The organism is Methylobacterium soli, assembly GCF_008806385.1.
Classification (GTDB): Bacteria; Pseudomonadota; Alphaproteobacteria; order Rhizobiales; family Beijerinckiaceae; genus Methylobacterium; species Methylobacterium soli.
On the sequence record NZ_VZZK01000001.1, the window covers coordinates 63,880 to 88,794 of the forward strand.

Genomic DNA, 24,915 nt, shown 5'->3' on the forward strand with positions numbered 1-24,915 from the left:
CACGTCGTATCGGGTGTCTTACTGCATCGCCTTCGTGCCGCGCCGGCACGCAAGGCTCCGCGTCGATCCCTGCCCTCAGTACTTGCGGATCAGGGGCGCGGGCGCCGCGACCGGGGCCGGATCGCCGAAGACGTAGCGGAAGCCCACCGACACGATGTCGGCGCTGCCGTCGGCCACGCCCGCGAAGGCGATGCTCTGGCCGATGGCGTTGCGGCTGTCGTAGTCGCGGCCGATGCCCGCCAGGATGCGCGACTTGTCGAGGAACAGGTGCGAGTAGGCGAAGTTCAGGGTCAGCTTCTCGCTCCAGCGGTAGCTCGCGCCGACCGCGAGGTTCACGCGGTCGTTGTCGGGCAGGCGCACCGAGCGGTTCGAGAAGTCGATCGGCGATACCTCGTAGGAGACGCCCGCCCGCAGGGTCAGGTTCTGCGACCAATCGTACTCGCCGCCGATGGAGTAGGTGAAGCCGTCCTTGTAGTTCAGCGGCAGGACGTTCACCGGCACGCCGCGCGCCACCGAGACGACCCCGATCGTGCCGAGCCGGGTCCAGTTGTCCCACTCGAAGCCGAGATTCAGCCGGAGATTCGGGGCGACGGCCTGGGTCAGGCCGACGCTGAGCTTCTCGGGGGTGTTGAGGTTGGCGCGGACCTGCCCGCCGAGGGGCGCCAGGGACAGGAGCGGCACGCCGATCGAGCCCTCGATGTCGTGATGGACCGAGGAGCGGTAGCCGACGCCGAAGGCGGTTCCGGCCCAGGGCGTGATCAGCGCGCCGGCCGTGAAGCCGACGCCCCAGGAATCACCCTTGAGGAAGGAGCTCGGCAGGGCGCCCGGCGGGAGCAGCGGCGTCAGCGGCACGGCCTGGCGCAGGGTCAGGCGGAAATACTCGATATTCGGGCCGGCCGCGACCGAGAGCCAATCATTGACCTTGAAGCCGACGACCGGGTTGAAGGCGAGCGAGAAGATGCGGCTCGAGCGCCCGTAGACCTCGCCGGCCCAGACGTCGCGCGGCTTGGTCACGAGGCCGAAGGGGGCGCCGGTCTGGATGCCGATCCAGAGGCGCTCGTTGAGCTGATAGGAGGTCGCGCCGGAGGGCAGCACCGCGCCCTGCCCGATATCGCCCGAGCCGCCGAGGCCCGCGAAGGCCGGGGTGGTGCCGGCGGTCGGGGTGATCTTGCCCGAGAGATTGACGAAGGTGAGGTTCTGCTCGGTGACCCAGCCCGGGCTCATCGTCACGGTGGCGGGGTTCCAGAACAGCGAGGAGACGCCGCCGCTGCCCGAGGCCGCGCCCGCGTCCGCCATGCCGGCCGCGACCGTGCTCTGCTCGCGCAACCCGAAGGCGCCCGCCTTCGCATCGCTCACGCCGAGCGCCAGCACCGCTCCGGACACGCCCGCCAGCGCCAGAGCGCGAGCGCGAAGATTCCCCACCATGACCGTTCCCACGCTCGATTGTGGCGTCCTGCTTCCCCGTCCCCAGTACGGGTGCAACGCCTTGGGCAGAACATTGCCCTGCTTGCGGTCACTTCGCAATCCCGAGATGAGAACTTGATAGTTAAGATGTGAATTGAACTTTCACTGTGGTTTTAAAGTAAATCCGCCGGTTCGGTAATTTCCGTACCGACACGCGAAGATTCGTTCATATCTAAACCTTCTGCATCCTCGTGCAGGCTGGGCTGTCGAAACCGCGGGTTCGGCGGTTTTGTGCAGATCGTGTGGGATTCCCGCAACATTCCGAAACCGGGCGGCGCGCGCAGCGCTTGACCCCGGCGGCGCCCGGACCACGTTGGGAGGAGAACTGGGTTCGAACGGCGTCGACGGAGCGTGTGAGCGATGAAACTGGTGCGTCACGGAGCGAATGGCGACGAGAAGCCCGGGCTCGTCGACCGGCAGGGCGGCCTGCGCGACCTGTCGAGCGTCGTGCGGGACCTGTGCGGACCCGCCCTCTCGCCGGACGCCCTCGACCGGCTCCGCAGGATCGATCCCGAGACGCTGCCGCTGCTGCCGGCGGGCACGCGCCTCGGCCCCTGCGTCGGCGGCACGCGCAACTTCATCGCGATCGGGCTCAACTTCGCCGACCATGCGGCGGAGACCGGCGCGCCGATCCCGTCCGAGCCGATCGTCTTCAACAAGGCGCCCTCCTGCCTGTCGGGCGCCAACGACCCGGTGATCCTGCCCAAGGGCTCCGCCAAGACCGATTGGGAGGTGGAGCTCGCGGTCGTGATCGGCGCGAAGGCGTCCTACGTCCACGCCAACGAGGCGATGGATTACGTGGCGGGGTTCTGCGTCTGCAACGATCTCTCCGAGCGCGAGTACCAGTTCGACCGGGGCGGCACCTGGACCAAGGGCAAGGGCTGCCCGACCTTCGGGCCTCTCGGGCCCTGGCTGGTGACTCCGGACGAGATCCCGGACCTCGGCAATCTCGGCCTCTGGCTCGACGTCAACGGCGAGCGGATGCAGACCGGGTCGACCGGCACGATGATCTTCGACGTGCCCCAGATCGTCGCCTATCTCTCGCATTTCATGATGCTGGAGCCCGGCGACGTGATCACCACCGGCACGCCGCCCGGCGTCGGCCTCGGCCGCAAGCCGCCGCGCTACCTCAAGAACGGCGACGTCATCACCCTCGGCATCGATGGTCTCGGCGCGCAGCGCCAGGAGGTGATCGCCTTCGACGACTGGACCGCGAAGGTGGCGGCGGGCGAGCCGACGAATTGAGGGCCGGCCCGGCGTCTTGATTTTCCGGCCGAGTTCCGCCTCATGGGCGCATGACGCAGATCTCGGCCCCCGCTTCCCCCTTCGCCAACGCCCTGCCCGTCGCGGTGAAGCCCGTGATCCGCCACGATTGGAGCGTGGCCGAGATCCAGGCGATCCACGACTTGCCGCTCCTCGATCTCGTCTTCCGCGCGGCCGAGATTCATCGCGCGCACAACGATCCGGCCGATATCCAGCGGGCGAGCCTGCTCTCGATCAAGACCGGCGGCTGCCCGGAAGATTGCGCCTATTGCCCGCAATCGGCCCATCACAAGGGGACCGGCATGGCCCGCGAGCGGCTGATGCCGGTCGAGACGGTGCTGCGGGAGGCCGCCGCCGCCAAGGAAGCGGGCGCGCATCGCTTCTGCATGGGCGCGGCCTGGCGCCAGCCCAAGGACGGGCCGGAATTCGACGCGGTGCTCGCCATGGTGCGGGGCGTGCGCGGCCTCGGCATGGAGGCCTGCGTCACCCTCGGGATGCTGACGCCGGACCAGGCGCGGCGCCTCGCCGAGGCCGGGCTCACCTCCTACAACCACAATCTCGATACCGGTCCGGACTTCTACGGCGACATCATCTCGACGCGCAGCTACGCGGACCGCCTTACAACCCTCGAGAACGTGCGCGAGGCCGGGATCGGGGTCTGCTGCGGCGGCATCGTCGGCATGGGCGAGGGCGTGAAGGACCGCGCCGCCATGCTGCAGGTTCTGGCCAACCACGCGCCGCATCCCGAGAGCGTGCCGATCAACGCCCTCGTGGCCGTCGAGGGCACGCCGCTGGAGGACCAGCCGCCGGTCGACCCCCTCGACCTCGTGCGCATGTGCGCCACCGCCCGCATCGTGATGCCGCGCGCCCGGGTGCGCCTCAGCGCCGGCCGCAAGGGCCTGACCCGCGAGGCCCAGATCCTGTGCTTCCTCGCCGGGGCGAACTCGATCTTCTACGGCGAGCGGCTCTTGACGACCGCCAACAACGAGACCGATTCCGACGCCGCCTTGCTGCGCGATATCGGCATCACCGTGCCGGGCCTGACCCTGGCGGCGGCCGAGTAGGCGCCGGGCCCGAGCGCCGGTTCAAGGCCGGCCCGAAGGCCGGTTCTAGGCCGGCCCAGGAATCCAGTCCGGCAGCGTGATCCGGAAGCAGGCGCCCGGCACGCTGTCGTCGAGGCGCAGCGTGCCGCCATTGAGCTCGATCAGCTCCGCCGCGATCGCGAGGCCGAGCCCGGTGCCGCCCGCCCGCATCGAGCCCTGGAAGGGTGCGAACAGGTGGGCCTTCGCCCGGTCGGGCAGGCCCGGCCCGTTATCGGCGACCAGGATCGTCACCGAGCCGGAGCCGACGCCGCCCTGGCGCGTCGCGACGACGGACACTTCCGGGTCGCCCCCGCTCGCGCCCGCCGCATCGAGGGCCTGGACGGCGTTGCGCACGAGGTTCGTCAGGGCCCGCGAGAGCTGTTCGGGATCGGCGCAGATCTGGAGCCCCGAGGGGACGCGCTCCCGCAGGCTCACCCGCGAGCCCGTCGTCAGCCCCGCGAGATCCGGCAGGTCGGCCAGGATCGGGGCCAGCAGGACGAGGCGGCGCTGGGGATGGCGTTCCGTGGCGCGCCCGTAGGCGAGCGTCGCCTCGCAGAACCGGATCGCGCGCCCGAGGGTCGCGACGAGGCGCGGGGCCACGCGCTGGACCGTCAGGTCGGCGGCCCCTTCGAGGCGGTCCCCGAGAAGCTGCGCCGTCGTCAGCAGATTGCGGAGTTCGTGGTTGATCTTGCTGACCGCGAGGCCGAGCTCGGCCAGCCGGCGCTTCTCGCGCAGCTCCGAGGCGAGCGCCCGCTCCATCCGAGCCAGAGCCGTCTCGGCAAGCCCGATCTCGTCGGTGCGGTTGCTCGGCGCGATGATGCGGTCGAGGCTCTCCGGATCGTCCGCGAAGGCCGTGATGTTGCGCGCGAGGCGGCGCACGGGCTCGACGATGACGTGCCGCAGCACGAGGAAGACGAGGCTCGCGGCGGCGGCCGCGATGATCAGGGACGAGACCAGCAGGCGGATCGAGAATTCGACGATCGCCGCGCGCAAGGGGGCTTCCTCGAGCAGGATCTCGACCAGATCGAACCCGTCCCGCCCCTGGCCGACCACCCGGATCGGCGCGTCCGCCGGCGCGATCAGGGTCCGCCACGAGCCGCGGATCGAATCCCACCAGCTGTCCCGCCGCAGGTCGACCATGTCGGAGACCGCGCTCGGCATCGTATCGACGGCGAGCAGCCGGCGCGTGCCCTGCCCCCGCACCGCGATCGCCCGCGCGCCGACGCCGGTGAGCAGGCGGCGCGCCAGCTCGTCCGAGACCGCCTGCCCGGGACTCGCATCGAGGACCAGGGCCGCGACCTGAGCGGCGGCGATCCGGTCGGACAGCCACATCAACCGGTAATTCGCCACCGCCGGCACGTAGATCAGGACTTCGGCGACCGCCACGAAGGCGACGGTGAGCAGGAACAGGCGCCCCGAAAGCCCGAGCCGGCGCCCCATTCCCGGTGTGGCCTCCCGCACAGGTCCCGACGCGGCCGCAGGCGCGATCGCCTGCGCCGTCTCGGTCTCCGAACGCGTACTCACACCCATCGTGCCCCTGCGGGTCTCGTTGCGCCTCCCGCCGGCGCGGCTGCCCCGAGCCCCCTCGCCTGCCGGCCGCATGCGAGGTCGCGGCCGGCGGGGCGGTGGGCTCAGCCTTGGAAGGATGACAGATCAACCAAGTCTCTCGTTACGCGCCGGACTGCGCCGCGTCGAGGGGGGCCTCTGCTGAGCACGTGAGAACAAGATCCGGGCTTTTCCGCGTTCGAACACTTTAGGGTTGAAACGATTCTAGATTGCATTCTTCGGTGGTTTTGCATTCTGGATGCAGTTGCTTGCGATCGCGGCATCCTCGGCCGCCCGATCGGGTATTCGGGGAGATCCCGGCCGCGTCGGGCGCGGGCGCCGCGCGCGCATCGACCTTGGTCAGCCTCTCACGGCGCGCGCCCGGAGGTCGCCGCGAAGCGGCGGCGCAGGACGACCGTGAGCAGGGAGAAGATCGCGAGTGCGGCAAGGCCGGCCAGCATCTTGGGCGAGACGAGGCTGCCCAGGGTGAGGACCTGGTCGCAGGCGCTCGAACCCGCCGCGCGGCAGGCGGCGACCGCCCGCTCATGGCCCGCCACCGCATCCTCGATCCCGGCCCCGGTCGCCGCATACACGAAGGCGCCGGGCAGGAGGCCGAGCAGGGTGGCGAGCACGAAGGTGCGCAGGCGGACGCCGAAGGCGGCGGGCGCGAGATTGGTCATCCAGAAGGGGAAGATCGGCAGCAGGCGCAGGAACGCGATGTACCCGAAGGCATCGCGCCGGAAGCCTTCCGCCAGCCGCCCGAGGCGCGGGCCGGCTCTGCGCCGCAGGAGGTCGGCGGCCGGGCCCCGGCCGAGGGAGAACACGATGGCGGCCCCCGTCGTGGCGGAGGCGACCGCCAGGAGCGCGCCCGTGACGATGCCGAACAGGAAGCCGCAGACCATGGTCAGCACGAGCGAGGCCGGCACGGAGAGGATGACCGCGCAGACATAGACGAGGCCCGCCACCAGGATGGCGCGGGCGCGGTCCGCCTCGACATAGCTCTGGAGCCAGGCCCGGGAGGCGAGCATCCTGTCGAAGCTGAAGAGATGGTAGGCGCCCGAGGCCAGGACGGCCACGGATGCGAGGGCGAGGAGCCCGAGCGGCAGCCATCGCAGGAGCGCGCGGCCGCGATCCGGGCTCGGCGGCTCCGGATTCGGAAACGGCTCCCGCGAGGCAGAGCCCACTCCATCCTCATCGTCGTTGCGCTTCAACGGCACCATCCGGCGCGCCGGCGGCTGCGATGCGCAGGCTCAGGCGCGCTTTCGCATCCGCAGGATCTTGAAGAACCCGCCCGGGAAGGTCGGGGCGACGCCGATGAACTCGACGCCGTTGGCCCGCGCCCAGGCCTCGATCCGCGTGGACTTGAAGTCCGACGACCAGCCGATCTTGGTGCAGAGCGGCGCCACGATCTCCTCGACCCGGGCGACCGGCCCCTCGGTCTGGCCGAAATGGTTGGCGAGCACGATCTCGCCGCCGGGGCGCACCACGCGCAGGAACTCGGAGAGGGCGGCCTCGGGATCCGGCACCAGGGTGATGAGGAACTGGGCCACGACCGCATCGAAGGCCGCGTCGGCGTAGCCGAGCCGGCAGACATCCATCACCTGCAGGCCCTGGACATGGACGAGGCCGCGCCGGCGAACCTTGTTGCGGGCGCGGCGCAGCATGTCCTCGGAGAGATCGACCCCGCAGACGAAGCTTCCGCGCGGGTAATAGCCGAGGGACAGGCCGGTGCCGACGCCGGCCTCCAGGATCCGCGGGCCGCAGGCCACCGCCGCCTCGACGGCCGCGCGGGCGGCCGGCTCGGTCAGCTTGTCGTAGACCACGTCGTAGACAGGGGCCCAGCGGGCGTAGGCCTTGCGCATCAGGGCCGTGCTCGGCCCAGCCTCCTGCGGCTCCCTCAGCATGTTCGTCTCGATTCCGTCGTTGTGGGGCGGGGTCTCAGGCGGCGCGTGCCGTGCCAGCCTGCAACGCGTCGATGCGCCGGATGGTGCCACCACCGAGCACGCGCGCACGCGCAGTGTCGTCGGCGTAGATGACACAGGCTTGACCGGGCGACACGCCGTCCTCGGGCGTCGCCAGCGTCACCTCCGCGCAACCGCTCGCGCTGTCATAGGTCAGGTGAGCCGGCCGCGGCTCGCGGGTCGAGCGCACGCGGACCGCCACCGGCATCTCGTGGAGGTCGCTCAGCGCGCCCTCGCCGAGCCAGTTCACGTCGGTCAGGCGCACGCGGCTCGTGGCCAGCGCGGAGCGCGGACCGACGACGACGCGCGCGGATTCCGGCTCGAGGCGCACCACGTAGAGCGGCTCGCCGACCGCGAGGCGCAAGCCCCGGCGCTGGCCCACCGTGTAATGGATGATGCCCTCGTGGCTGCCCAGGGGCCGCCCGTCGAGGTCGACGATCTCGCCCGGCCGCGCGGCGTCGGGGCGCAGCCGCGCGATCACGTCGGCGTAGCGGCCCTGCGGCACGAAGCAGATATCCTGGCTGTCGGGCTTCTCCGCGACCGCGAGATCGAGGGCGCGGGCGAGGCGGCGGGTCTCGTCCTTCGGCAATTCGCCGAGGGGGAAGCGCAGGAAATCGAGCTGCGCCGGCGTCGTCGCGTAGAGGAAGTAGCTCTGGTCCCGGGCCGGATCGAGGGCGCGGAACAGGGCGCGCCGGGAGGAGCCCGGGGCGACGGGCCGGCTCGCCACGTAATGGCCGGTCGCCAGGGCATCCGCGTTCAGCTCCCGCGCGGTGGCCAGGAGATCGCGGAACTTCACCGAGCGGTTGCACTCGACGCAGGGAACCGGCGTCTCGCCCGCGAGGTAGCTCTCGGCGAAGCGGTCGATCACGGAATCGCGGAAGCGGTCCTCGTAATCCAGCACGTAATGCGGGATGCCGAGGCGCTCGGCGACGCGCCGCGCGTCGTGGATGTCCTGGCCGGCGCAGCACGCGCCCTTGCGGTGGGTCGCGGCGCCGTGGTCGTAGAGCTGCAGCGTGATGCCCACGACATCGAAGCCCTGCTGCTTGAGCAGCCCCGCCACCACGGAGGAATCGACGCCGCCCGACATGGCGACGACGACGCGCGTCTCGTGGGGGGGCTTCGGGAGATCGAGCGCGTTCATGGCTTCAGGGTCGGGGCCGCGGGACGTCAGCGTCGGGCCGGATCCGGGACTCTATAGGGGGTGTCGGCCGCAAGTTCCAGGGACGCGGCGTCGTTCGGGGCCGAGGGCCGCCCCGGCAATTCCTGCCGGGCGGGGGGCAGGTTCGGCCGCGCGGGGCCCCCGCCTCTCTCGCGCTTCGAAAAACTGACCTGTCTTTTCAATTGCTTAGCCGGATGGCCGCGTGGCCTGCCGCTTGCTCGGTCTGCTCCCGTGAGGAGACCCGATATGACGGCGGCGACGGATTTTGCGGATATCTTCGTGCGGCGCGCGACCCAGCCGCCCGCGCGGGAGAACCCGGTCCGGTCGGCGCCGGACCAAGCCCGCTTCAGCCTGGACCTCGCGGCGGGCGACCAGGCCGCGGCCGCGGCCCGCGCGCGGGCCAACGACGCCCGCGACGCCGCCCGCCGGGACCGTGACCAGGACGCGGCGCGCGACCAGGAGAGGCTGACCCGCGATCGCGCCGGCAGCTTGAAGCCCGAGCGGCAGGGCGACACGGCGTCGGCGCGCGCCGGCAAGCCGACGGCCCCGGACAAGCGGGCGGACGACGCCCGGGAGGCCCGCCGGGCCGCCTCGGCCAAGGATGAAGCGGGCGCGCCCGGAGCGCAGGACCGCACGAGCACGGCCTCGGCGGGGGGGGCCGATGCCGCAAAGGCGGCGAGCTCCGCCCAGTCGAGCCAGGCCACCGGAGCGACGGCCTCGCACCTCGCCTCCGTCGCCGCCGGGACGAGCGAGGCCAGGAATGTGGGCGAGACCTCCGCCGACGAGACTCCCGCCGACGAGACGTCCGACGACGAGACCGAGGACGGCAAGACCGCCGCCGCCCCGGGCCTGCTCGGCCTCCTGGGCGCGCTCACGCCGACGCCGCCTCCGGCCCAGCATGCCGGGGCGGCGGCTGCGCCGAGCGGACAGGGCGCCCCGCAACTGCCGACCGGCACGGCCGCGCCGGCCACGGGCCCGGCAAACGCGCAGGCCGCGGCGATCCCGGCCGGCGGACCGACCGTGGACGCCGCCGGCAAGGCCGGCGACCCGGTTGCGGCCGGGCCGCGGCGTCTCGCCGAATCCGGGGATCCGGTCGCGCCCGGCGAGGCTCGCCCCGAGGCCGGCGCGAACCCGATCGACTTCGCCGCCGCGCTCGCCGACGCGAGTCCTCCGCCGCCGGCCGATCCGCGCGGCGTCAAGGAGGCGGCGGCCGCGGCGCCGACCCACGCGCCGTCCGCGAGCGAGCGGGCCCCGGCTCAGGCGTCGCCCGCGCCGATCCAGATCGGACAGGTTCCGCTCACCATCGGCCTGCGCTCGCTCGCCGGGTCGAGCCAGTTCGAGATCCGCCTCGATCCGGGCGATCTCGGCCGCATCGACGTCAAGCTCGACATCGACAAGGAGCGCGGCACGGTGATGACGCATCTCGTGGTCGAGCGCGTCGAGACCCTGCAGATGCTCCAGCGCGATGCCGGCAGCCTGCAGCAGGCCCTCTCCCAGGCGGGCCTCGACCCGAGCGAGGGCGGCATCAACCTCTCCCTCCGGGGCGATTCCCATTCCAGCGGCGGCAACGCCGAGCAGCGCGACGGCCAGTCCCGCGGCAATCCTGCACGATTCGGCGATGTCGAGGCGCGCGGCGCCATCGAGGCCGTGCCGCTGCGGAGCCTGCGCGGGCTCACCGGCCTCGACATCCGCATCTAAGGGAGAGACACGATGGCATCGGGCATCAGCGGGCTGGCGAGCACCGCCACCACCACGGCGACGTCCACCGGCTCGGGCAAGACCTCCCAGGAGATCGCCGGCAACTTCACCCAGTTCCTGACGCTGCTGACGACGCAGCTGAAGAACCAGAACCCCCTCGACCCGATGGATACGAACCAGTTCACCCAGCAATTGGTGCAGTTCGCCCAGGTCGAGCAGCAGCTGAAGGGCAACGATCGCCTGGACTCGATCCTGACGAACTCGAAATCCGCGAGCGCGGCCTCCTCCACCGCCTATCTCGGGCAGACGGTCACGGCGGACGGCAAGACCGCCCAGCTCAAGGACGGCGAGGCCACCTGGAGCCTGAAACCCGCCCGCGCCGTCAGCAAGGCGACGATCACGATCTCGGATGCCAAGGGCAACGTCGTCGGGACGCAGACGAAATCGCTGGCGGCGGGGGCGCAGAGCTTCACCTGGGACGGGCGCAACTCCGCCGGGCTCGCCTCGGCCGAGGGGCAGTACTCCATCGTGGTCAACGCCGTGGACGCCACAGGCCAGAGCGTGAGCGTCGATACGGGCGTGAGCGGCAAGGTCGACGGGGTCGATCTCAGCGGCAGCGAGCCGGTCCTCACCATCGGGAAATCGCGGCTCCCGGTCTCCAGCGTGCGCTCGATCGGCGGTGCGTTATCCACATAGCGTGGAGATCGAATCAGATACGATCGATCCGCTTCAACATATTTTAAGCGGGCGCAAGTAGCTTCCATCCTCGACAGGTCAGTCGAGTGTAGAGCGTATCATGACCGAACCGCACCGCCCGAGAGTGAAATACGTGATCGGGCCCGATGGCAGCCCCCTGACGATCGCCGACCTTCCACCGACCACCACCCGCCGCTGGGTGATCCGCCGCAAGGCGGAGGTGGTGGCGGCCGTGAGAGGCGGCCTCCTCAGCCTCGAGGAAGCCTGCCAGCGTTACACCCTCACCACCGAGGAATTCCTGAGCTGGCAGTTCTCCATCGACCAGCACGGGCTCGCGGGCCTGCGCACCACCCGCATCCAGCATTACCGGCACTGAGCCCGCCACGTCCGGCCGGCGCCCGCCTCGCGCCGCCCTGATCGCGCCGCCTTGCCCCGCCCTTTCGAGCCGCGCCCGGCACCCCGGGTGCGGCTTCGTCGTGTCAGGGACGTCGATCCGCCGCCGCCGCGTCGCCTTGTTAACCGCGTGCTAACCACATCCCCGGCAAATTTTGCCGAGCGCGCCGGCCGTCGGCCGTGCGTCGAGGGGTGCGTCGCGTCGTGAAACCGGTTCTCGATCTGGTGACGAAACTGGGCCCGGCACGGCTCGCCGCCATGGCGGCCGTGACCCTGACCCTGATCGGCTTCTTCGCCTTCGTCATCCTGCGGGTCTCGCGGCCCGATATGGGCGTTCTCTACGCCGATCTCTCGATGCAGGATTCGAGCGCGGTGATCCGGGATCTCGACGCCCGCGGCATCCGCTACGAGACCCGGGGCGATGCCGGCCAGACCGTGCTAGCGCCCCGCGGCGACCTCGCCCGCCTGCGCATGGACCTCGCCGGCAAGGGCCTGCCGAGCCAGGCCGGCGTCGGCTACGAGATCTTCGACAAGGGCGACGCCTTCTCGTCCACGAATTTCGTGCAGAACGTGAACCACCTGCGGGCGCTCGAGGGCGAGCTCGCCCGCTCGATCCGCGCCATCGGGCGGGTCCAGGCCGCGCGCGTCCACCTCGTCATGCCCGAGCGCCGCCTGTTCGAGCGCGACCGCGAGATGCCGAGCGCCGCGATCGTCCTCAAGCTGATGGGGGATCTCGATGCCGGGCAGGTCCGCGCCATCCGCCACCTCGCGGCCTCCTCGGTCGAGGGGCTGAAGCCCGAGCGCGTCTCGATCGTGGACGAGCGCGGCCGGCTCCTGGCCGACGGCGCCCGCGGGGCCGACAACGAGGCCGGCGCCGGGCTCGACGAGAAGCAATCCGGGATGGAGCGCCGCCTGCGCGCGCAGATCGAGGAGATCGTGGCCGGCATCGTCGGCCAGGGTCGCGCCCGCGTCCAGGTCGCGGCCGAGCTCGCCTCGAACCGGATCGAGAGCCGCTCCGAGACCTTCGATCCCGAGAGCCGGGTCGTGCGCTCGAGCCAGACCCGCAACGAGACCGCCCTGACGGGCGGCGCCGAGGGCGCGGTCAGCGTCGGCAACGAGCTTCCCGGCGCCAACCAGCAGGAGAAGGCGCCGACGCCGAAGGATTCGACGAACAAGACCGAGGAGACCACCAATTACGAGATCTCCCGCGTCACCAAGACGGAGATCGTCGAGGGCGGCCGGATCAAGCGCCTCTCGGTGGCGGTCCTGGTCGACGGCGCCTACCTGCCCGGCCCCGACGGGAAGCTCGCCTACCAGGCGCGTCCCGCCGCCGAGATCGAGCGGATCGCCGCCCTCGTGCGCACGGCGGTGGGCTTCGACAAGGCCCGCGGCGACCAGGTCGAGGTGGTGAACCTGCGCTTCGCCGAGGCGCCGGCGGTGCCGGAGTTCAGCGAGCCGGGCCTGATCCAGTCGCTGCTCATGCCGAGCAGGGAGGACATCCTGCGCATGGTCGAGCTGGCGGTCCTGTCGCTCCTCACCATCATCGTGCTGATGGCCGTGGTCCGGCCCCTCCTGCGCAAGGTGCTGAGCCCGGAGCCGATGCCGGCCGGCCTGCTCGCCGGCGCCGGGGCTGCGGCCGCCCTCGTGGGGATCGAGGGCGCCGGCTCCGACATGCAGATCGTACCGCGCGACAACCCGACGGCCCGCCTCGTCGAGTTCGCCAAGATCAACGGCCAGGTCCAGGCCGAGACGGTGCAGCGGGTGGTCGACATGGTCCGGGCGAGCCCGGCCGAGACCGTCGAGGTGCTGCGCAACTGGATCCAAGAGAGTTGAGGCGCCGGCTCGGGCGCGGGGGCGCCCGGCAGGGTCTGGAGCGTGGGGAGTAGCGGGTCATGGCATCGGGGCTGAATATCGGGAAGGCGATGGAGGCGATGGGGGCGAACGCGTTCGCGGCCATGCCCGGCCCCCAGCGCGCGGCCGCCCTGCTGCTGCTCCTCGGCGAGACCGAGGGCGCCCCGATCTGGCAGCTGCTGGAGGAAGAGGAGATCAAGAAGGTCTCGCACGCCATGGTCCAGCTCGGCTCGCTGGAGGCGGAGGTCGTCGAGAAGCTCATCGTCGATTTCGTCTCGCGCCTGTCGTCGGGCGGCGGCATCACCTCGAATTTCGAGCGGACCGAGACGCTCCTCCTCAAGATCTTCCCGACCGAGCAGGTCTCGGCCATCATGGCGGAGATCAAGGGCGCGAGCGGCAAGCGGGTCTGGGCCAGCATCGCCCAGATCGACCCCGAGATCCTCGCCTCCTTCCTGCGCAACGAGTACCCGCAGACCGTCGCGGTGGTGCTCTCCAAGGTGCGCTCGGACTACGCCGCGAAGGTGCTCACCATCCTGCCCGAGGAATTCGCCATCGACGTCCTCAACCGGATGCTGCGCATGGAGACGGTGCAGAAGGAGGCGCTGCGCCACATCGAGGAGACCCTGCGCGTCGAGTTCGTCTCGACCATCTCGCAGGCGACGCGCCGCGACGCCCACGAATTGATGGCCGACGTCTTCAACGCCTTCGACCGCCAGACCGAGGGCCGATTTCTGGCCGCCCTCGACCAGGCCAATCGCGGCTCGGCCAAGCGCATCCGCGAGCTGATGTTCACCTTCGAGGACCTGCTCAAGCTCGATCCGGGCAGCGTCCAGACCCTGATGCGCACGATCGAGAACGACACCCTCTGCCGCGCCCTCAAGGGCGCCGACGAGCGGGTGCGCGCCTTCTTCATGAGCCAGATGTCGACGCGCGCGGCCAAGAACCTCACCGACGAGATGGGCTCGATCGGTCCGATCCGCCTCAAGGAGGTCGATGAGGCGCAGGCCAAGATGACCGAGCTCGCCAAGGACCTCGCCGAGAAGGGCGAGATCATGATCGCCAAGAACAGCGCCGAGGAGGAGCTGGTCTATTGAACGCGCGGCCCTTCCTGTTCGACACCGATTTCCGCCGTCCGCAGGCGAGCCAGACCAGCGCCGAATCCGCCGCGGCGCTGGCGGAGGCGGTCGCGCAGGCCCATGCCAGCGGCGTGCAGGAGGGGCGCGCCCAGGCCGAGGCCCAGGCGCAGGCCCGCCTCTCCGACGCCCTCACCCGCCTCAGCCTCGCGGCCGCCGGGCTCCTGGCCCAGAGCGACGCGCGCGACGCCGAGCGCGAGGCGCAGGCCATCGAGGTGGCCGTGCTGCTCGCCCGGCGCGTCGCGGGCGAAGCGCTCGACGCCCGGCCCCTCGCGACCATCGGCGAGGCGGCGCGCGCGGCGCTGCGGCACCTGCGCGGCGTGCCGCACCTCGTCGTGCGCGTGCATGACAGCCTCGTGGACGAGGCCGAGGCCCTGATGAAGGCGCTCGCCCGCGAGCGCGGCTACGAGGGCCGGCTCGTCGTCCTCGGCGAGCCCGATCTCCTCCCGGGCGACGCCCGCATCGAGTGGGCGGATGGCGGCATCGTCCGCGACCGCGCGCGCATCGAATCCAGCATCATCGAGGCCCTCGGCCTCGACCCGGCAGTGACGCCCTGAGGCCCCCATGTCCGATGATTTCAGCCTGCCGCAGCTCAGCGAGACCGACGGCACCTCCGACGGGCTCGGCTCGATCCGGGACGCGCCGACCGCGCCGAAAAGCGCGTCCGACCTCGAACAGCTCTTCGACGTGCCGGTCGTGGTCTCGGCCGTGCTCGGCTCCTCGCGCATGCCGATCGGCGACCTGCTGCGGCTCGCCCCCGGCGCCGTGCTGGAGCTCGACCGCAAGGTCGGCGAGGCGATCGACATCTTCGTCAACAACCGGCTCGTGGCCCGCGGCGAGGTCGTCCTGGTGGATGACCGCCTCGGCGTCACCATGACGGAGATCGTCAAGGGCGAGCACTGACCGGCCCGCCCCGACACCCTGACATTTCGGCCCGCGCGCCCGCGCCGGGCCCCTCGGACAAGACGGAGTGCCCAGGATGCGGCTCTTGATGATCGGACGGCTCAACGGCGAGCTGATCACCGCCTCGAAGATCGCCATGAGCCGCGGCGCGGCGGTGACCCAGGCGGACGGCATCGCGCAGGGGCTCGCCGCCCTGCGGGCCAAGGGCGCCGACCTCATCATGATCGATGTCGGCCTCGTCATCCGCGACCTCGTGGCGGCGCTGGACGCCGAGCGCATCCGCACGCCCGTCGTCGCCTGCGGCGTCGCCACGGATGCGCGGGCCGCCGTCGCGGCGATCCAGGCCGGCGCGAAGGAGTACATCCCCCTCCCCCCCGACCCGGAGCTGATCGCGGCTGTGCTGGAGGCGGTGGCGGCCGATGGCCGGGCCTTCGTCTGGCGCGATCCCGCGATGGAGCGCGTGGTCAAGCTCGCCGAGCAGGTCGCCCGCGCCGAGGCCTCCGTGCTGATCACCGGCGAGAGCGGCACCGGCAAGGAGGTGCTGGCCCGCCACGTCCACGCCCGGTCGATGCGGGCCGCGAAGCCCTTCGTCTCGGTCAATTGCGCGGCGATCCCCGAGGCGCTCCTCGAATCCGAGCTGTTCGGCCACGAGAAGGGCGCCTTCACGGGCGCGGTGGCGCGGCGCATCGGCCGGTTCGAGGAGGCCCATGGCGGCACGCTCCTCCTCGACGAGATCTCCGAGATGGATGTGCGCCTGCAATCGAAGCTGCTGCGCGCGCTGCAGGAGCGCGTCATCGACCGGGTCGGCGGCTCCGCTCCGGTCAAGGTCGATATCCGGGTCCTGGCGACCTCGAACCGCAACCTCGCCGAGGAGGTCCGCAAGGGCACGTTCCGGGAGGACCTGTTCTACCGCCTGAACGTCGTCCACCTGCGCCTGCCCGCTCTGCGCGAGCGGCCGGCGGACATCCTCGAACTCGCGACGCATTTTTCCAGGAAATACGCCGAGGTGAACGGGTTGCCGGTGCGCCCCCTCAGCCGCGCGGCCCAGACCGTGATGTGCGAGAACCCGTGGCGCGGCAACGTGCGGGAGCTGGAGAACACGCTCCACCGCGCCGTGCTCCTCGCCAGCGGCCCGGAGATCGGCCCGGAGGCGATCATGACGCCAGAGGGCGACACCCTCGCGCCGCCGGCCGGCCCCGCCGCCCGTGCCGCTCAGGTCGCCGAGGCGGCGACCCGTGGCCTCGTCGGCCGCACGGTGGCGCAGGTCGAGTGCGACCTGATCCTCGACACCCTCGACCATTGCCTCGGCAACCGCACCCATGCGGCCAAGATCTTAGGGATCTCGATCCGGACCCTGCGCAACAAGCTCAACGAGTACATGGTGGCGGGCCTCGACGTGGCCGAGCCCGGCAGCGCCCGGGCCGCGGCCGCCTACGGCTGACGATCAGCGGCGCCCGCCGCCCTGCCCCGTATGGGCGGCATTCTGTGCCGCGAGCGCCGCGTCGAGCTTGCGCAGGGCCTCGTGGCGGGCGATGTCGCCCTCGACGTCCCGGATCGTCTCCTCCACGAGATGCCGCTGCAGCGCGATGCGCGGATCGTCGGCGGGCAGGGATTCCCGCTCCTGCAGCCGCTGAACCGCCTGGCGCACCACCGTGTAGACCGCCTCGCGCGCGGGGCGGTCCATCGACGGCGTGATGGCCCGTGCGACGAGATCAGCGAAATCCGACATGGCGCTCGAAGGGGGTTTCGGGGAGGTCCTGAGCCTCGCGCGGCTTGGCTTGGAGGCGGCTTGGCTTGAAGGCGGCCTGGCTTGAAGGCAATTTGGGCCGAAAGGGGCTCCTAGCAGATCGCTGCGGGTGCGATCCAGCCGGGGTGCGGCCTCAGGCCCTCACAACCGCTGGTCGTTGACGCCGCCGAGGATCAGCGAGACCGAGCTCCACACCACCAGGAAGCAGAAGAAGGTGACGAACAGGGTGCGGCCGCGCTGGGGATAGAGCGTGTCGGTCGGCAGGACCGGCGGCACGAAGGTCGCGAGATAGATCTGCTGCTTGCTCGCCGAGATGCGGGCGCGGTCGAGGAGCGTGTTGGCGGATTCGTTGAGCTTCTCGGCGATGACGCGCTCGACGAGCAGGCCCTCATATTCGAGGAGCGCCTGCGTCATGTTCGGCAGGCCGCTCGCGACCGAACTCTCGGTGGTGAGCTGATCCTGCAATTGCTTCATCTGATGGTCGATGGCCGCCACGGTGGCCACCAGCACCTGGATCCCGCGCGACTTCTCGTCGAGGCTCGAATTGCGCAGGACCTGAAGGTCGTTCTCCGCCTTCAGCTTGTCCTTGCGCAGGGCACCGAGGGTCAGGAGCGTCGATTCCGCGGTCTTGATCGGGTCGATGATGCCCCAGTGGTTGCGGAAACGCTGGAGATCGAGATGCGCCTTCTTCAGCCGCTCCTGCGCGACCGTGGCATCCGCCTGGGCATGCGTGACCATGTCGGATTGGGCGCGCAGCGAGATCGCGTTGATCAGCACCTCGGTCTTGGCGATCACGTCGCGCGCGATGGTCAGCGCGTCCTCGGGGGTGAAGGCCCGGGTGGTCAGGGTGATCACGCCCGAGACCGCCTCGATCCGGGCATCGACGTGGTTGCGCCAGTAGCGGGTCAGCTCCTCGATCGGCTGCGGCACGCGGTAGCGAGCCCAGAAATCGGCGTCGCTGCGCGAGAACATCTTCGAGATGCCGATGCTCTTCTCCGCCGCCTCGACGATGCTCTGGCTGTTGATGTAGTCCTTGACGATGAAGCTGTCCTGGCTGTTGTGCTTCTGGATCAGGCTCGTGAACTCGCCGAGATTGACGTCGCCCATGGGCTCGACGTTGCCGCGCACGGCGAACTGCGCCTCCGCCACGTACTGATCCGAGGCGAAGACGAAGAGGTACACGGCCATGAAGGCCGTCGGCAGCAGGACGAACAGGCTGAAGCGGCGGATCAGCTGGGCCGACAGGCTGACCGGCTTGTACTCGCGCGGGCGAATGCCGGGCAGGCGCGTCCAGTCGAGGTTCTCGCGGGCGCGGCGCAGCAGGGCGAGGCCGCGGCGGTCGCGCACGGGCTCGATCGTCTCGGCGTTGCGGCGCAAATCCGGCATGGACCGGCGCGCGACGTCGATCATGCCGCGGAGCCGTTCGCCTTGCTTGACCTCGTCGACGCTCATCCGCTCGTTTTCCTGGGATCCGCTCCGGCACGAAACGGTCGCGGACCGAGCCTCGCGAGGGTCCGGCCAGGCCGCGAACGGACCGGCCGGCACGGTCGCCGAGACCCTGCGGAGATCCCGTCCTTTTCGGCCCTTTTTAAGGCATCCCGCCCGCCCCTGCCAAGCTTGGATCCCGCCCGCGCCCTTTCGGCCACGCGGCCGCGCGCTCCATCGCCACAGGAACCCCTCGGCCGATTGCGCCCGCGGGCGCGAGCCCCTAGCCAAGCTCCATGAGCCAGAGCCCGATGCGCGAGAGCCCGAAGCGCGACAGCCCGATGCGCGAGACAGCGGACGCCGCCCCGCGCGTCGACCGGCCGGCCTCCGGCCCGAAGGTCCGGGCCGCGAAATCGAAGATCGCCGCGGTGGTCCTGGTCTGCGCGAAGTGCCAGAAGCGCCAGGGCGTGGCCAAGCGCGCCGTGCGCGACCTGATCAAGCGCGGCTTGAAGCGCGGCCATCCCAAGCGCAAGGTCCGGATCGTCGAGACCGGGTGCCTCGGCCCCTGCCCGAAGCGGGCGCTCGCCGTCGCGACCGGCGCGAGCCTCGCCTCCGGCCGGATCCTTCTTCTCGATCCCGCCGCGACGCCCGACGACGCGGTCGCGACGATCCTCCCCGATTTCAGCCCCAAAGCCGCGCTAGCGCGCAGCTTAGCGATTCCAGCCGGCCGCCCGTCCGGCGCCTGAGGCGTCCGTCATGCCGGTCGAAGACCCCGCCCCGCCTGAAGCCCCGCTGGGGGGCACGGCGCCCCGCGCCGCCTCCGCTCCGGCGGCGCTCGGTCGGGCGCTGCTGCGCCGCCTGCCCCTCGTCGGCACGCTGCTCGGCCTCGGCCTCGCGATCTGGCTGGTGGCGACGAACGATCTCGGCGCCGTGGCGACCGCCTTCGGGCGCATCGGCTGGCTCGGCCTCGCGGCCGTCGTGCTGACGCGGGTCGTCATCATCCTGCTCTGCGGCCTGGCCTGGGCCCGGCTGCTGGCCGGGATCTGCCGGGCCGGGACCGGCGCCTTCCTGGTCCTGCGCTTCGTGCGCGAGGGCATCAACGTGCTCCTGCCCGTGGCCTCGGTCGGCGGCGACGTGGTCGGGGGGCGCCTCCTCACCTTCTGGGGCGTCACCGGGGCGCTGGCCGCCGCCTCGATCCTGGCCGACCTGCTGATCCAGGCGGGCACGCAGGCGCTCTTCGCGCTGCTGGGCGCTGTCCTGCTGACGCAGCGCGAGGGCGAGGCCGCCGCGGCCTTGTCCGGCTGGGTCCTGCGCGCCCTCGGGGTCGCCGGGATCGCCCTGGCGGCCTTCTTCTCGCTCCAGCGCCTCGGGGCGATCCGGACGATCGAGCGGCGTCTCGCGGGCCTCGGCCGGCGCTTCGTGCGCGAGGCCGAGCCCGATCCCGCCGGCCCCCTGCCGGCGGCCGCGAGCGTGCAGGACGCCCTCGATGCCGTCTGGGGCCGCGGGCGGCTCGGAAACCTGCTGCAGGGGGTTCTGCTCCATCTCCTCGCCTGGGTGATCGGCGCCGCCGAGATCGCCATCGTGCTGGCCTGCATCGGCGTCGAGGGCGTGACCCTCGCGGAGGTTCTGGTGATCGAGGCGCTGGCGCAGGCGATCAAGTCCGCCGCCTTCCCGGTTCCGAGCGGGCTCGGCGTGCAGGAGGGCGGCTTCGTCGTCGTCGGCACGCTGTTCGGCATCGATGCCGGGACGGCGATCGCGCTGTCGCTCGCCAAGCGCGTGCCCGACGTCGTGCTCGGCCTGCCCGCGCTCCTGGTCTGGCAGAATCTGGAAGCCCGGCGCACCGCCCTGGCGCCGCCTCCGTGAGCGCGCGCTTGCGTACCGTCGTGCCCCGATCCAGTTTGCCGCCCCGATGAGCATCCCGAATCGACGTTTCCTCCGCGGCCGGCGCGCCTCAGCCGCCCTCACGGGCGCCGCCCTCGGCCTCGGCGCGAGCGCGGCCCTGGCGCAGAGCGTCACGGTCGATCTCGGCGCGGGCGGCGTCACCGAGCGCGCCCTGCAGCTCGTCGCGCTGATCACCGTCCTGGCGCTCGCGCCCTCGGTCCTGGTGATGGCGACCTCGTTCACCCGGATCGTGGTGGTCCTCTCGATCCTGCGCTCGGCGCTCGGCACCCAGACCGCCCCGCCCACCGCGGTGATCGTCAGCCTCGCGCTGTTCCTGACGGCCTTCGTGATGGCGCCGACGGCGCGGGAGGCCTACCGCACCGGCATCGAGCCGCTGATCGCCGGCCAGATCACGCAAGGGGTCGCCTTCGAGCGGGCCTCGGCGCCGTTCAAGACCTTCATGCTCCGCAACGTGCGCGAGAAGGACCTGAAGCTCTTCCTCGACATGGCGAAGGTTCCGACGCCCTCGGGGCCCGAGGCGGTGGGCCTCGAGATCGTCACCCCAGCCTTCATGATCTCGGAACTGCGCCGCGCCTTCGAGATCGGGTTCCTCCTCTTCATCCCGTTCCTGATCATCGACCTCGTGGTCGCCTCGATCCTAATGGCGGTGGGCATGATGATGGTGCCGCCCGCCACGGTCGCCCTGCCCTTCAAGCTCATCTTCTTCGTTCTGGTCGACGGCTGGACGCTCGTGGCCGGCTCGCTCGTCCAGAGCTACGGCGGCTGAAGGGCTCAGCCCGGCGGGGCGGGCGCTGCGCCCTCGGGCCGGTTCTCGGCCGCGCGGCCGCGCTCCGGCACGGCGGTCTCGGGGTAGCGCTTGCGATACTCGGCCAGGAAGGCCGCCAGGGTCTCGGCGCTCGTCGCCCGCTGGGCGATCTCCCGGAAGCCGGGATTGCGCACCGCGTTCGCGGCGGTGAGGAGCGCGAAGGTCCGGGCATCCGCGCTCTCGGCCATCGGACCCGCGAACTTGGCCTTGAGCCGCTCCAGCCCCAGGCCCTCGGCCGACAGGTCGTAGGCGATCGCGGCCCGGATCACGTCGGCGCGCGCCGCGTCGTCGAGGGGCTGGCGTCCGCGCCAGGCCTCGCCGAGCAGCGTCTCGTGGGCCTCGCCGGCCTCGCGCCAGCGCCGCGCGCCCCACAGGATGTCGGCCCGCAGGCGCTGCGCGTCGGCGCCGGTCTCGCCCTCGATCGTCTCCAGCGCGAGGTCGGTGCGCGACAGGTCCGAGAGGGCGCGGGCGCGGATCAGGCTGCGGGCGCGGCGCAGTTCCCCGGGCAGCTCCGGCAGGTAGGTGGCGTCGAGGGTTTCGAGCGCCTGCAGCGGCTTGGCATCCATCAGGCGGATCGCCGCGAGCCGGGCCGCCACGCCGGCGCGGGCGGGGCCCGCGAGGCGGTGATCGACCTGATGCTGGAGCAGCTCGGCCGCCGAATCGAGGAGGTCGAGCTCGACCAGCCGATCCGCGAGGCGGCGCACGATCTCGTCGCCCCGCCGGCCGATCGGCGCGAATTCCTTGAAATCGAAGTAGAGCGCCACGGCCTCGATCCCCGAGAGTCCGCTGCCGCGCTCGCTCAGGAACAGGTCGTCGAACAGCGTCTGCGCCTCCGCGTGCAGGGCGCGGCTCGTCGGCGTGTCCGGGGCGCTCGCGTTGGCGCGCCGGGTCATCAGGAAGGCATCGCGCCAGCGGCCGGCCTCGGCGTAGAGCCGCGCCAGCCCGGCCACGACGCCGTTCTCGGTCTCGCCCCCGCGCCAGGTGAGGAGGAGGCGCTCCAGGCGATCCACGGTCTCGGCCGCCGTGAGCTTGCCCGCGCCGTGGCCGAGCAGGGCGCCCCGCAGGGTCGCCTCCGCGGCGACCGGCAGGGTTCTGGATTGCGCGAGCGTCGCGTAGGTGGCGGCGGCCACGACGCTCTGCCCCGTCGCCTCCTCGATCCGTCCGCGCAGGAGCGCGAGCCGGTCGCGCGTCAACGCATCCCCGGCGCGGCCCGTCGCGGCGGCGATCTGGCGGGTCGCGGTCTCGAGGTCGCCGGTCTCGATCAGGGTCTCGGCCACCGCGGCGCGCAGAAGGCCCTGCAATTCGTCCGGGTAGCGGTCGAGGATCTCGAGCGTCCCCCGGAAGGCGCTCTCGGCGGCGAGCCAGCGGCCCGCGGAGGCGTCGGCGTAGCCGCGCCAGAGGCTGGCCTCGGAATCGCGCAACAGGGCCTCGCTCCCGAGGATGCGCTTGGCCGCGACGTCGCGGCCCATCAGGGCCTGCGCCGCTCCGGTCAGGAGCACGACGTCGCGCTGGTTGGCCATCAGCGGATCATCCGCCGCGATGGATTCCAGGACGGCGATCGCCTCCAGGTTGAGGCCGTTTGCCAGGAGGCTGCGGGCCAGGACGAGGCGGGGCGGGCCGCGCATCGAGCCCGAGGCCGCCGCGGTCGCGCCGAAAAGCTCGCGCAGGGTGTCGCGGACATTGCCGCGGCGGGCGACCTCCCAGGGGCCGCGCTGGAACGCGAGGTCGCCGACCTCCGCCACCGCGACCTCGGGCTGGCGCGCCACCGTCGAGACGGCGAGCCCCCCCTCGCGGCCGATCGTGACCCCTTCGAGCTCGGGGCGGACCACGAGGTCGTCGGCCTGGGCCAGAACCGCGAGGCCGAGGCGGCTCGGCAGCAATTCGAAATCCACGAAGCGCTGGCGCTTGGAGATTCCGGCGGGCCGCCGGCCGGCGCTGGTGACCACGGCGACCCGCTCGCCATCGAGGTCGAGCCAGGTCGCGCGGCCGGGATCGGGCAGCCTGACCCCGACGCGTCCGGCGGCGCCGGCGAGCCGCGTCGCCGTCAGGGTCTCGCTCGGGCTCAAGCTCTCGCCCGCGACGAGTTCCCACCCGCGCGGCGCCTCCGGGTCGCCGACCGGCAGGAGGTCGATCAGGCGGCCCGCCGGGACCGTGAAGCGATAGGCCACGACCCCGCCCGTGCGCTTCGGCTCGCCGAGCATGCGCAAGCCGGTCCGGCCGGGATCCGGGACCGCGATGGTCTCGCCGGTCTCGAACACGAGGGTGGCGATGTCGGCGCGCTCGAACAGGGCCACCGGGACCGGGCGCGCGAAGGCGAACACCATGCCGTCCCCGGCCGGGCGTGCGGGGCGCGGCGCTGGCGCCTCCGCGCGGCTCGTCGCCGGCGCCGGCGGGGCGGCGGATGGCGCCGACGGGGCGGCGGATGGCGGTGCCGCGCGCGCGGGCATCGCGGCTTTCGCGTCCTGCGCCTCGCCCGGGGCGGCCGGCTCGGTCTCGGCGACGGGTTTCGGCGCCGTGTCCTTGAGCGCCACATCGATCGTGAGGCTGTCCTCGTCCCGGTCGGTGGTGGCGACGTAGCCCTCGGCCGGCATCACCACGACGCTCGCGGCCTTGTCGTCGGCCTCGGTGGTCAGGCTGGCGATCGCCGGCTTGGTGCGGCCGCGGGTATCGGCCGTGTCGAGCCGCCACGCGCCCGGCAAGGTGATGCGGGTCGCGCCACCCGGCCGCTCGATCTGGGGCTGCACGTCGGCGGGCAGGCGGATCGAGAGGCGCGTCAACGACGGCAGGTGCGCGACCTCCAGGCTCAGCGGCCTCGGGACCGGCGGCGGCGTCGCGGCCTTGAGGGCGGCCTCGGCCTTCTGCGCGCGTCGGGCGAGGTCGGCCACGATCTCGGGCGGAAGCGGCGGCGGAAGGCCCGCCCAGTTCTCCGGCAGCAGGTCGACGAAGACCTGCTCGCCGGCTTCCTGAACATTGATGCGATAGGGACGCTGCAGCGCCAGGCGCAGGCCGCTGCCGTCGGGATCGCGCCGGGCGGTCGAGACGAAGGCCGGCATCTCGGTGGCGAGCCGCTCGGTCCCGCCCGAGGCGCGCTCGGCGTAGCTCAGGACCAGGATCGTCCCGGACAGCTTCGCCCGCACCGGCACCGACTTGTCGAAGGCCAGGACGATGCGGCCATAGTTCTCGGGCTGGCTGCCGCGGGCCGAGAGCAGGCGCGCGGCCTCGGCCGGCGCGAGCCCGGCCGTGAGGGCGAGAACCAGCGCCAGCGGGACGGCGGCGAGCGTGGGGCGAACGCCCCTTGCCGGCGCGCCGCGCCGGCCCGAACGCCGTCCTGTTGCGAGAGCCGCCCCCATCGCGAAACGCCACACCCGAGAGCGGCGGGCGCCTTCACGGGAAAGCGCGTCGCCGGATACACCACGATGCAGCGGAGTGTGCCCAAACGCGGCTAACGCCCGCTTAATCCGGAGGGCTACTTCTTGACGATGAGCCCGGGAATCGCGGTTCCGGCCTCCCCGAAGGTCTCGACCGCCCGCTTGCAATTGGCCGGAACGTCTTTCTGGTAGATCTCAGTGTAGGCCTTCGCGCGCAGGTAGAGTTCGCCCTGGCGCAGATCGACCGGATCGACGCCGAGGCGCGTAACGGCGACGCTCAGCCGTTCCGGATCGCCCCGCATCTCGGGGCAGGAGGCGTCGACGAAGGCCACGAGGCCCGCGAGCTTGGCGGCCCCGTTGCGCTGGCGCTCGGTCTTCGGGTCGGGGGCCGGTCCTTCCGGCCCCGGCTGCGCCACTGACGAGGCGACGAGGACGGCCGTCAGGGCCGCGGCGAGCAGGATGCGCTTCATCGTCGTCTCCTCGGGGGCGCCGGGGTTCTGCGACCCTTCGGCGATGTCTC

22 protein-coding genes are annotated in these 24,915 nt (G+C 71.8%); 13 read left to right on the forward strand and 9 right to left on the reverse strand.

What is annotated here, in order from left to right:
• Window positions 1–75: 75 nt before the first annotated feature.
• Window positions 76–1,425 (reverse strand): OmpP1/FadL family transporter, encoded by a 1,350-nt coding sequence (locus F6X53_RS00295; RefSeq protein ID WP_150996047.1) that lies wholly within the window; start codon window positions 1,423–1,425, stop codon window positions 76–78.
• A gap of 399 nt (window positions 1,426–1,824) precedes the next feature.
• On the opposite strand from F6X53_RS00295, the gene F6X53_RS00300 reads away from it, so the two are divergent.
• Both F6X53_RS00300 and bioB read left to right on the forward strand, forming a co-directional pair.
• Window positions 1,825–2,709, forward strand: coding sequence for a fumarylacetoacetate hydrolase family protein (locus F6X53_RS00300; RefSeq protein ID WP_150996049.1), 885 nt, complete (start codon window positions 1,825–1,827; stop codon window positions 2,707–2,709).
• Between the two features lie 50 nt (window positions 2,710–2,759).
• Window positions 2,760–3,791 carry a biotin synthase BioB gene (bioB, locus tag F6X53_RS00305; protein ID WP_238298789.1) on the forward strand — a complete coding sequence of 344 codons (1,032 nt, stop codon included), beginning with the start codon at window positions 2,760–2,762 and terminating at the stop codon, window positions 3,789–3,791.
• A gap of 45 nt (window positions 3,792–3,836) precedes the next feature.
• On the opposite strand, the gene F6X53_RS00310 is transcribed toward bioB, so the two are convergent.
• The 4 genes from F6X53_RS00310 to mnmA form a co-directional block, all read right to left on the reverse strand.
• The gene (locus F6X53_RS00310) at window positions 3,837–5,339 is read right to left on the reverse strand and encodes a sensor histidine kinase (protein ID WP_150996051.1); all 1,503 of its coding nucleotides are present in this window, start codon (window positions 5,337–5,339) and stop codon (window positions 3,837–3,839) included.
• Window positions 5,340–5,722: 383 nt separating this feature from the next.
• Window positions 5,723–6,574, reverse strand: coding sequence for a TVP38/TMEM64 family protein (locus F6X53_RS00315; protein WP_150996053.1), 852 nt, complete (start codon window positions 6,572–6,574; stop codon window positions 5,723–5,725).
• A gap of 30 nt (window positions 6,575–6,604) precedes the next feature.
• Window positions 6,605–7,258: a class I SAM-dependent methyltransferase gene (locus F6X53_RS00320; RefSeq protein WP_150996055.1), complete on the reverse strand. Its 654-nt coding sequence runs from the start codon at window positions 7,256–7,258 to the stop codon at window positions 6,605–6,607.
• 34 nt (window positions 7,259–7,292) lie between these two features.
• A complete protein-coding gene (gene mnmA, locus F6X53_RS00325) occupies window positions 7,293–8,456 on the reverse strand; it encodes a tRNA 2-thiouridine(34) synthase MnmA (RefSeq protein ID WP_150996057.1) in 1,164 nt (387 codons plus the stop codon).
• A 264-nt stretch (window positions 8,457–8,720) separates the two neighbouring features.
• Here mnmA and F6X53_RS32035 point away from each other — a divergent pair, with 264 nt between their 5' ends.
• The 8 genes from F6X53_RS32035 to flbD all read left to right on the forward strand — a co-directional run bounded on the left by F6X53_RS32035 (window position 8,721) and on the right by flbD (window position 16,589).
• On the forward strand, window positions 8,721–10,172 hold the full coding sequence (locus F6X53_RS32035; RefSeq protein WP_210386363.1) for a flagellar hook-length control protein FliK: 1,452 nt from the start codon (window positions 8,721–8,723) through the stop codon (window positions 10,170–10,172).
• A gap of 12 nt (window positions 10,173–10,184) precedes the next feature.
• Window positions 10,185–10,868 carry a flagellar hook assembly protein FlgD gene (locus tag F6X53_RS00335; RefSeq protein WP_150996059.1) on the forward strand — a complete coding sequence of 228 codons (684 nt, stop codon included), beginning with the start codon at window positions 10,185–10,187 and terminating at the stop codon, window positions 10,866–10,868.
• A 100-nt stretch (window positions 10,869–10,968) separates the two neighbouring features.
• The gene (gene sciP, locus F6X53_RS00340) at window positions 10,969–11,244 is read left to right on the forward strand and encodes a CtrA inhibitor SciP (RefSeq protein ID WP_055885701.1); all 276 of its coding nucleotides are present in this window, start codon (window positions 10,969–10,971) and stop codon (window positions 11,242–11,244) included.
• Between the two features lie 221 nt (window positions 11,245–11,465).
• Entirely contained in the window at window positions 11,466–13,094 is a 1,629-nt protein-coding gene (fliF, locus tag F6X53_RS00345) for a flagellar basal-body MS-ring/collar protein FliF (RefSeq protein WP_150996061.1), read from the forward strand.
• A 59-nt stretch (window positions 13,095–13,153) separates the two neighbouring features.
• Entirely contained in the window at window positions 13,154–14,206 is a 1,053-nt protein-coding gene (locus tag F6X53_RS00350; RefSeq protein ID WP_150996063.1) for a flagellar motor switch protein FliG, read from the forward strand.
• Window positions 14,203–14,802 (forward strand): FliH/SctL family protein, encoded by a 600-nt coding sequence (locus tag F6X53_RS00355; RefSeq protein ID WP_150996065.1) that lies wholly within the window; start codon window positions 14,203–14,205, stop codon window positions 14,800–14,802. Before F6X53_RS00350 ends, F6X53_RS00355 begins: the two co-directional genes overlap by 4 nt.
• Before the next feature lie 7 nt (window positions 14,803–14,809).
• Window positions 14,810–15,148, forward strand: coding sequence for a flagellar motor switch protein FliN (gene fliN / locus F6X53_RS00360; protein WP_150996067.1), 339 nt, complete (start codon window positions 14,810–14,812; stop codon window positions 15,146–15,148).
• 76 nt (window positions 15,149–15,224) lie between these two features.
• Window positions 15,225–16,589 carry a sigma-54-dependent transcriptional regulator FlbD gene (flbD, locus tag F6X53_RS00365; RefSeq protein WP_150996069.1) on the forward strand — a complete coding sequence of 455 codons (1,365 nt, stop codon included), beginning with the start codon at window positions 15,225–15,227 and terminating at the stop codon, window positions 16,587–16,589.
• A 3-nt stretch (window positions 16,590–16,592) separates the two neighbouring features.
• Here the strand turns inward: flbD and F6X53_RS00370 are convergent, their stop codons facing one another.
• Window positions 16,593–16,877, reverse strand: a complete 285-nt coding sequence (locus F6X53_RS00370) for a hypothetical protein (protein WP_150996071.1) — start codon at window positions 16,875–16,877, stop codon at window positions 16,593–16,595.
• 159 nt (window positions 16,878–17,036) lie between these two features.
• Window positions 17,037–18,347, reverse strand: coding sequence for a KpsE/RkpR family capsule polysaccharide export protein (locus F6X53_RS00375; RefSeq protein WP_150996073.1), 1,311 nt, complete (start codon window positions 18,345–18,347; stop codon window positions 17,037–17,039).
• 269 nt (window positions 18,348–18,616) lie between these two features.
• Between F6X53_RS00375 and F6X53_RS00380 the strand changes: the two genes are divergently transcribed.
• From F6X53_RS00380 to fliP, 3 genes are read left to right on the forward strand one after another with little or no spacing between them, the layout of a single operon-like run.
• A complete protein-coding gene (locus F6X53_RS00380) occupies window positions 18,617–19,066 on the forward strand; it encodes a (2Fe-2S) ferredoxin domain-containing protein (protein ID WP_244965499.1) in 450 nt (149 codons plus the stop codon).
• Window positions 19,067–19,076: 10 nt separating this feature from the next.
• Window positions 19,077–20,183, forward strand: coding sequence for a lysylphosphatidylglycerol synthase domain-containing protein (locus F6X53_RS00385; RefSeq protein WP_150996075.1), 1,107 nt, complete (start codon window positions 19,077–19,079; stop codon window positions 20,181–20,183).
• A gap of 46 nt (window positions 20,184–20,229) precedes the next feature.
• Complete coding sequence (fliP, locus tag F6X53_RS00390) at window positions 20,230–20,988, forward strand: flagellar type III secretion system pore protein FliP (protein ID WP_150996077.1); 759 nt, start codon at window positions 20,230–20,232, stop codon at window positions 20,986–20,988.
• A gap of 5 nt (window positions 20,989–20,993) precedes the next feature.
• On the opposite strand, the gene F6X53_RS00395 is transcribed toward fliP, so the two are convergent.
• Together F6X53_RS00395 and F6X53_RS00400 are read right to left on the reverse strand one after the other, a co-directional pair.
• Entirely contained in the window at window positions 20,994–24,377 is a 3,384-nt protein-coding gene (locus tag F6X53_RS00395) for a hypothetical protein (protein ID WP_150996079.1), read from the reverse strand.
• Between the two features lie 116 nt (window positions 24,378–24,493).
• Entirely contained in the window at window positions 24,494–24,865 is a 372-nt protein-coding gene (locus tag F6X53_RS00400; protein ID WP_150996081.1) for a hypothetical protein, read from the reverse strand.
• Window positions 24,866–24,915: the final 50 nt, after the last annotated feature.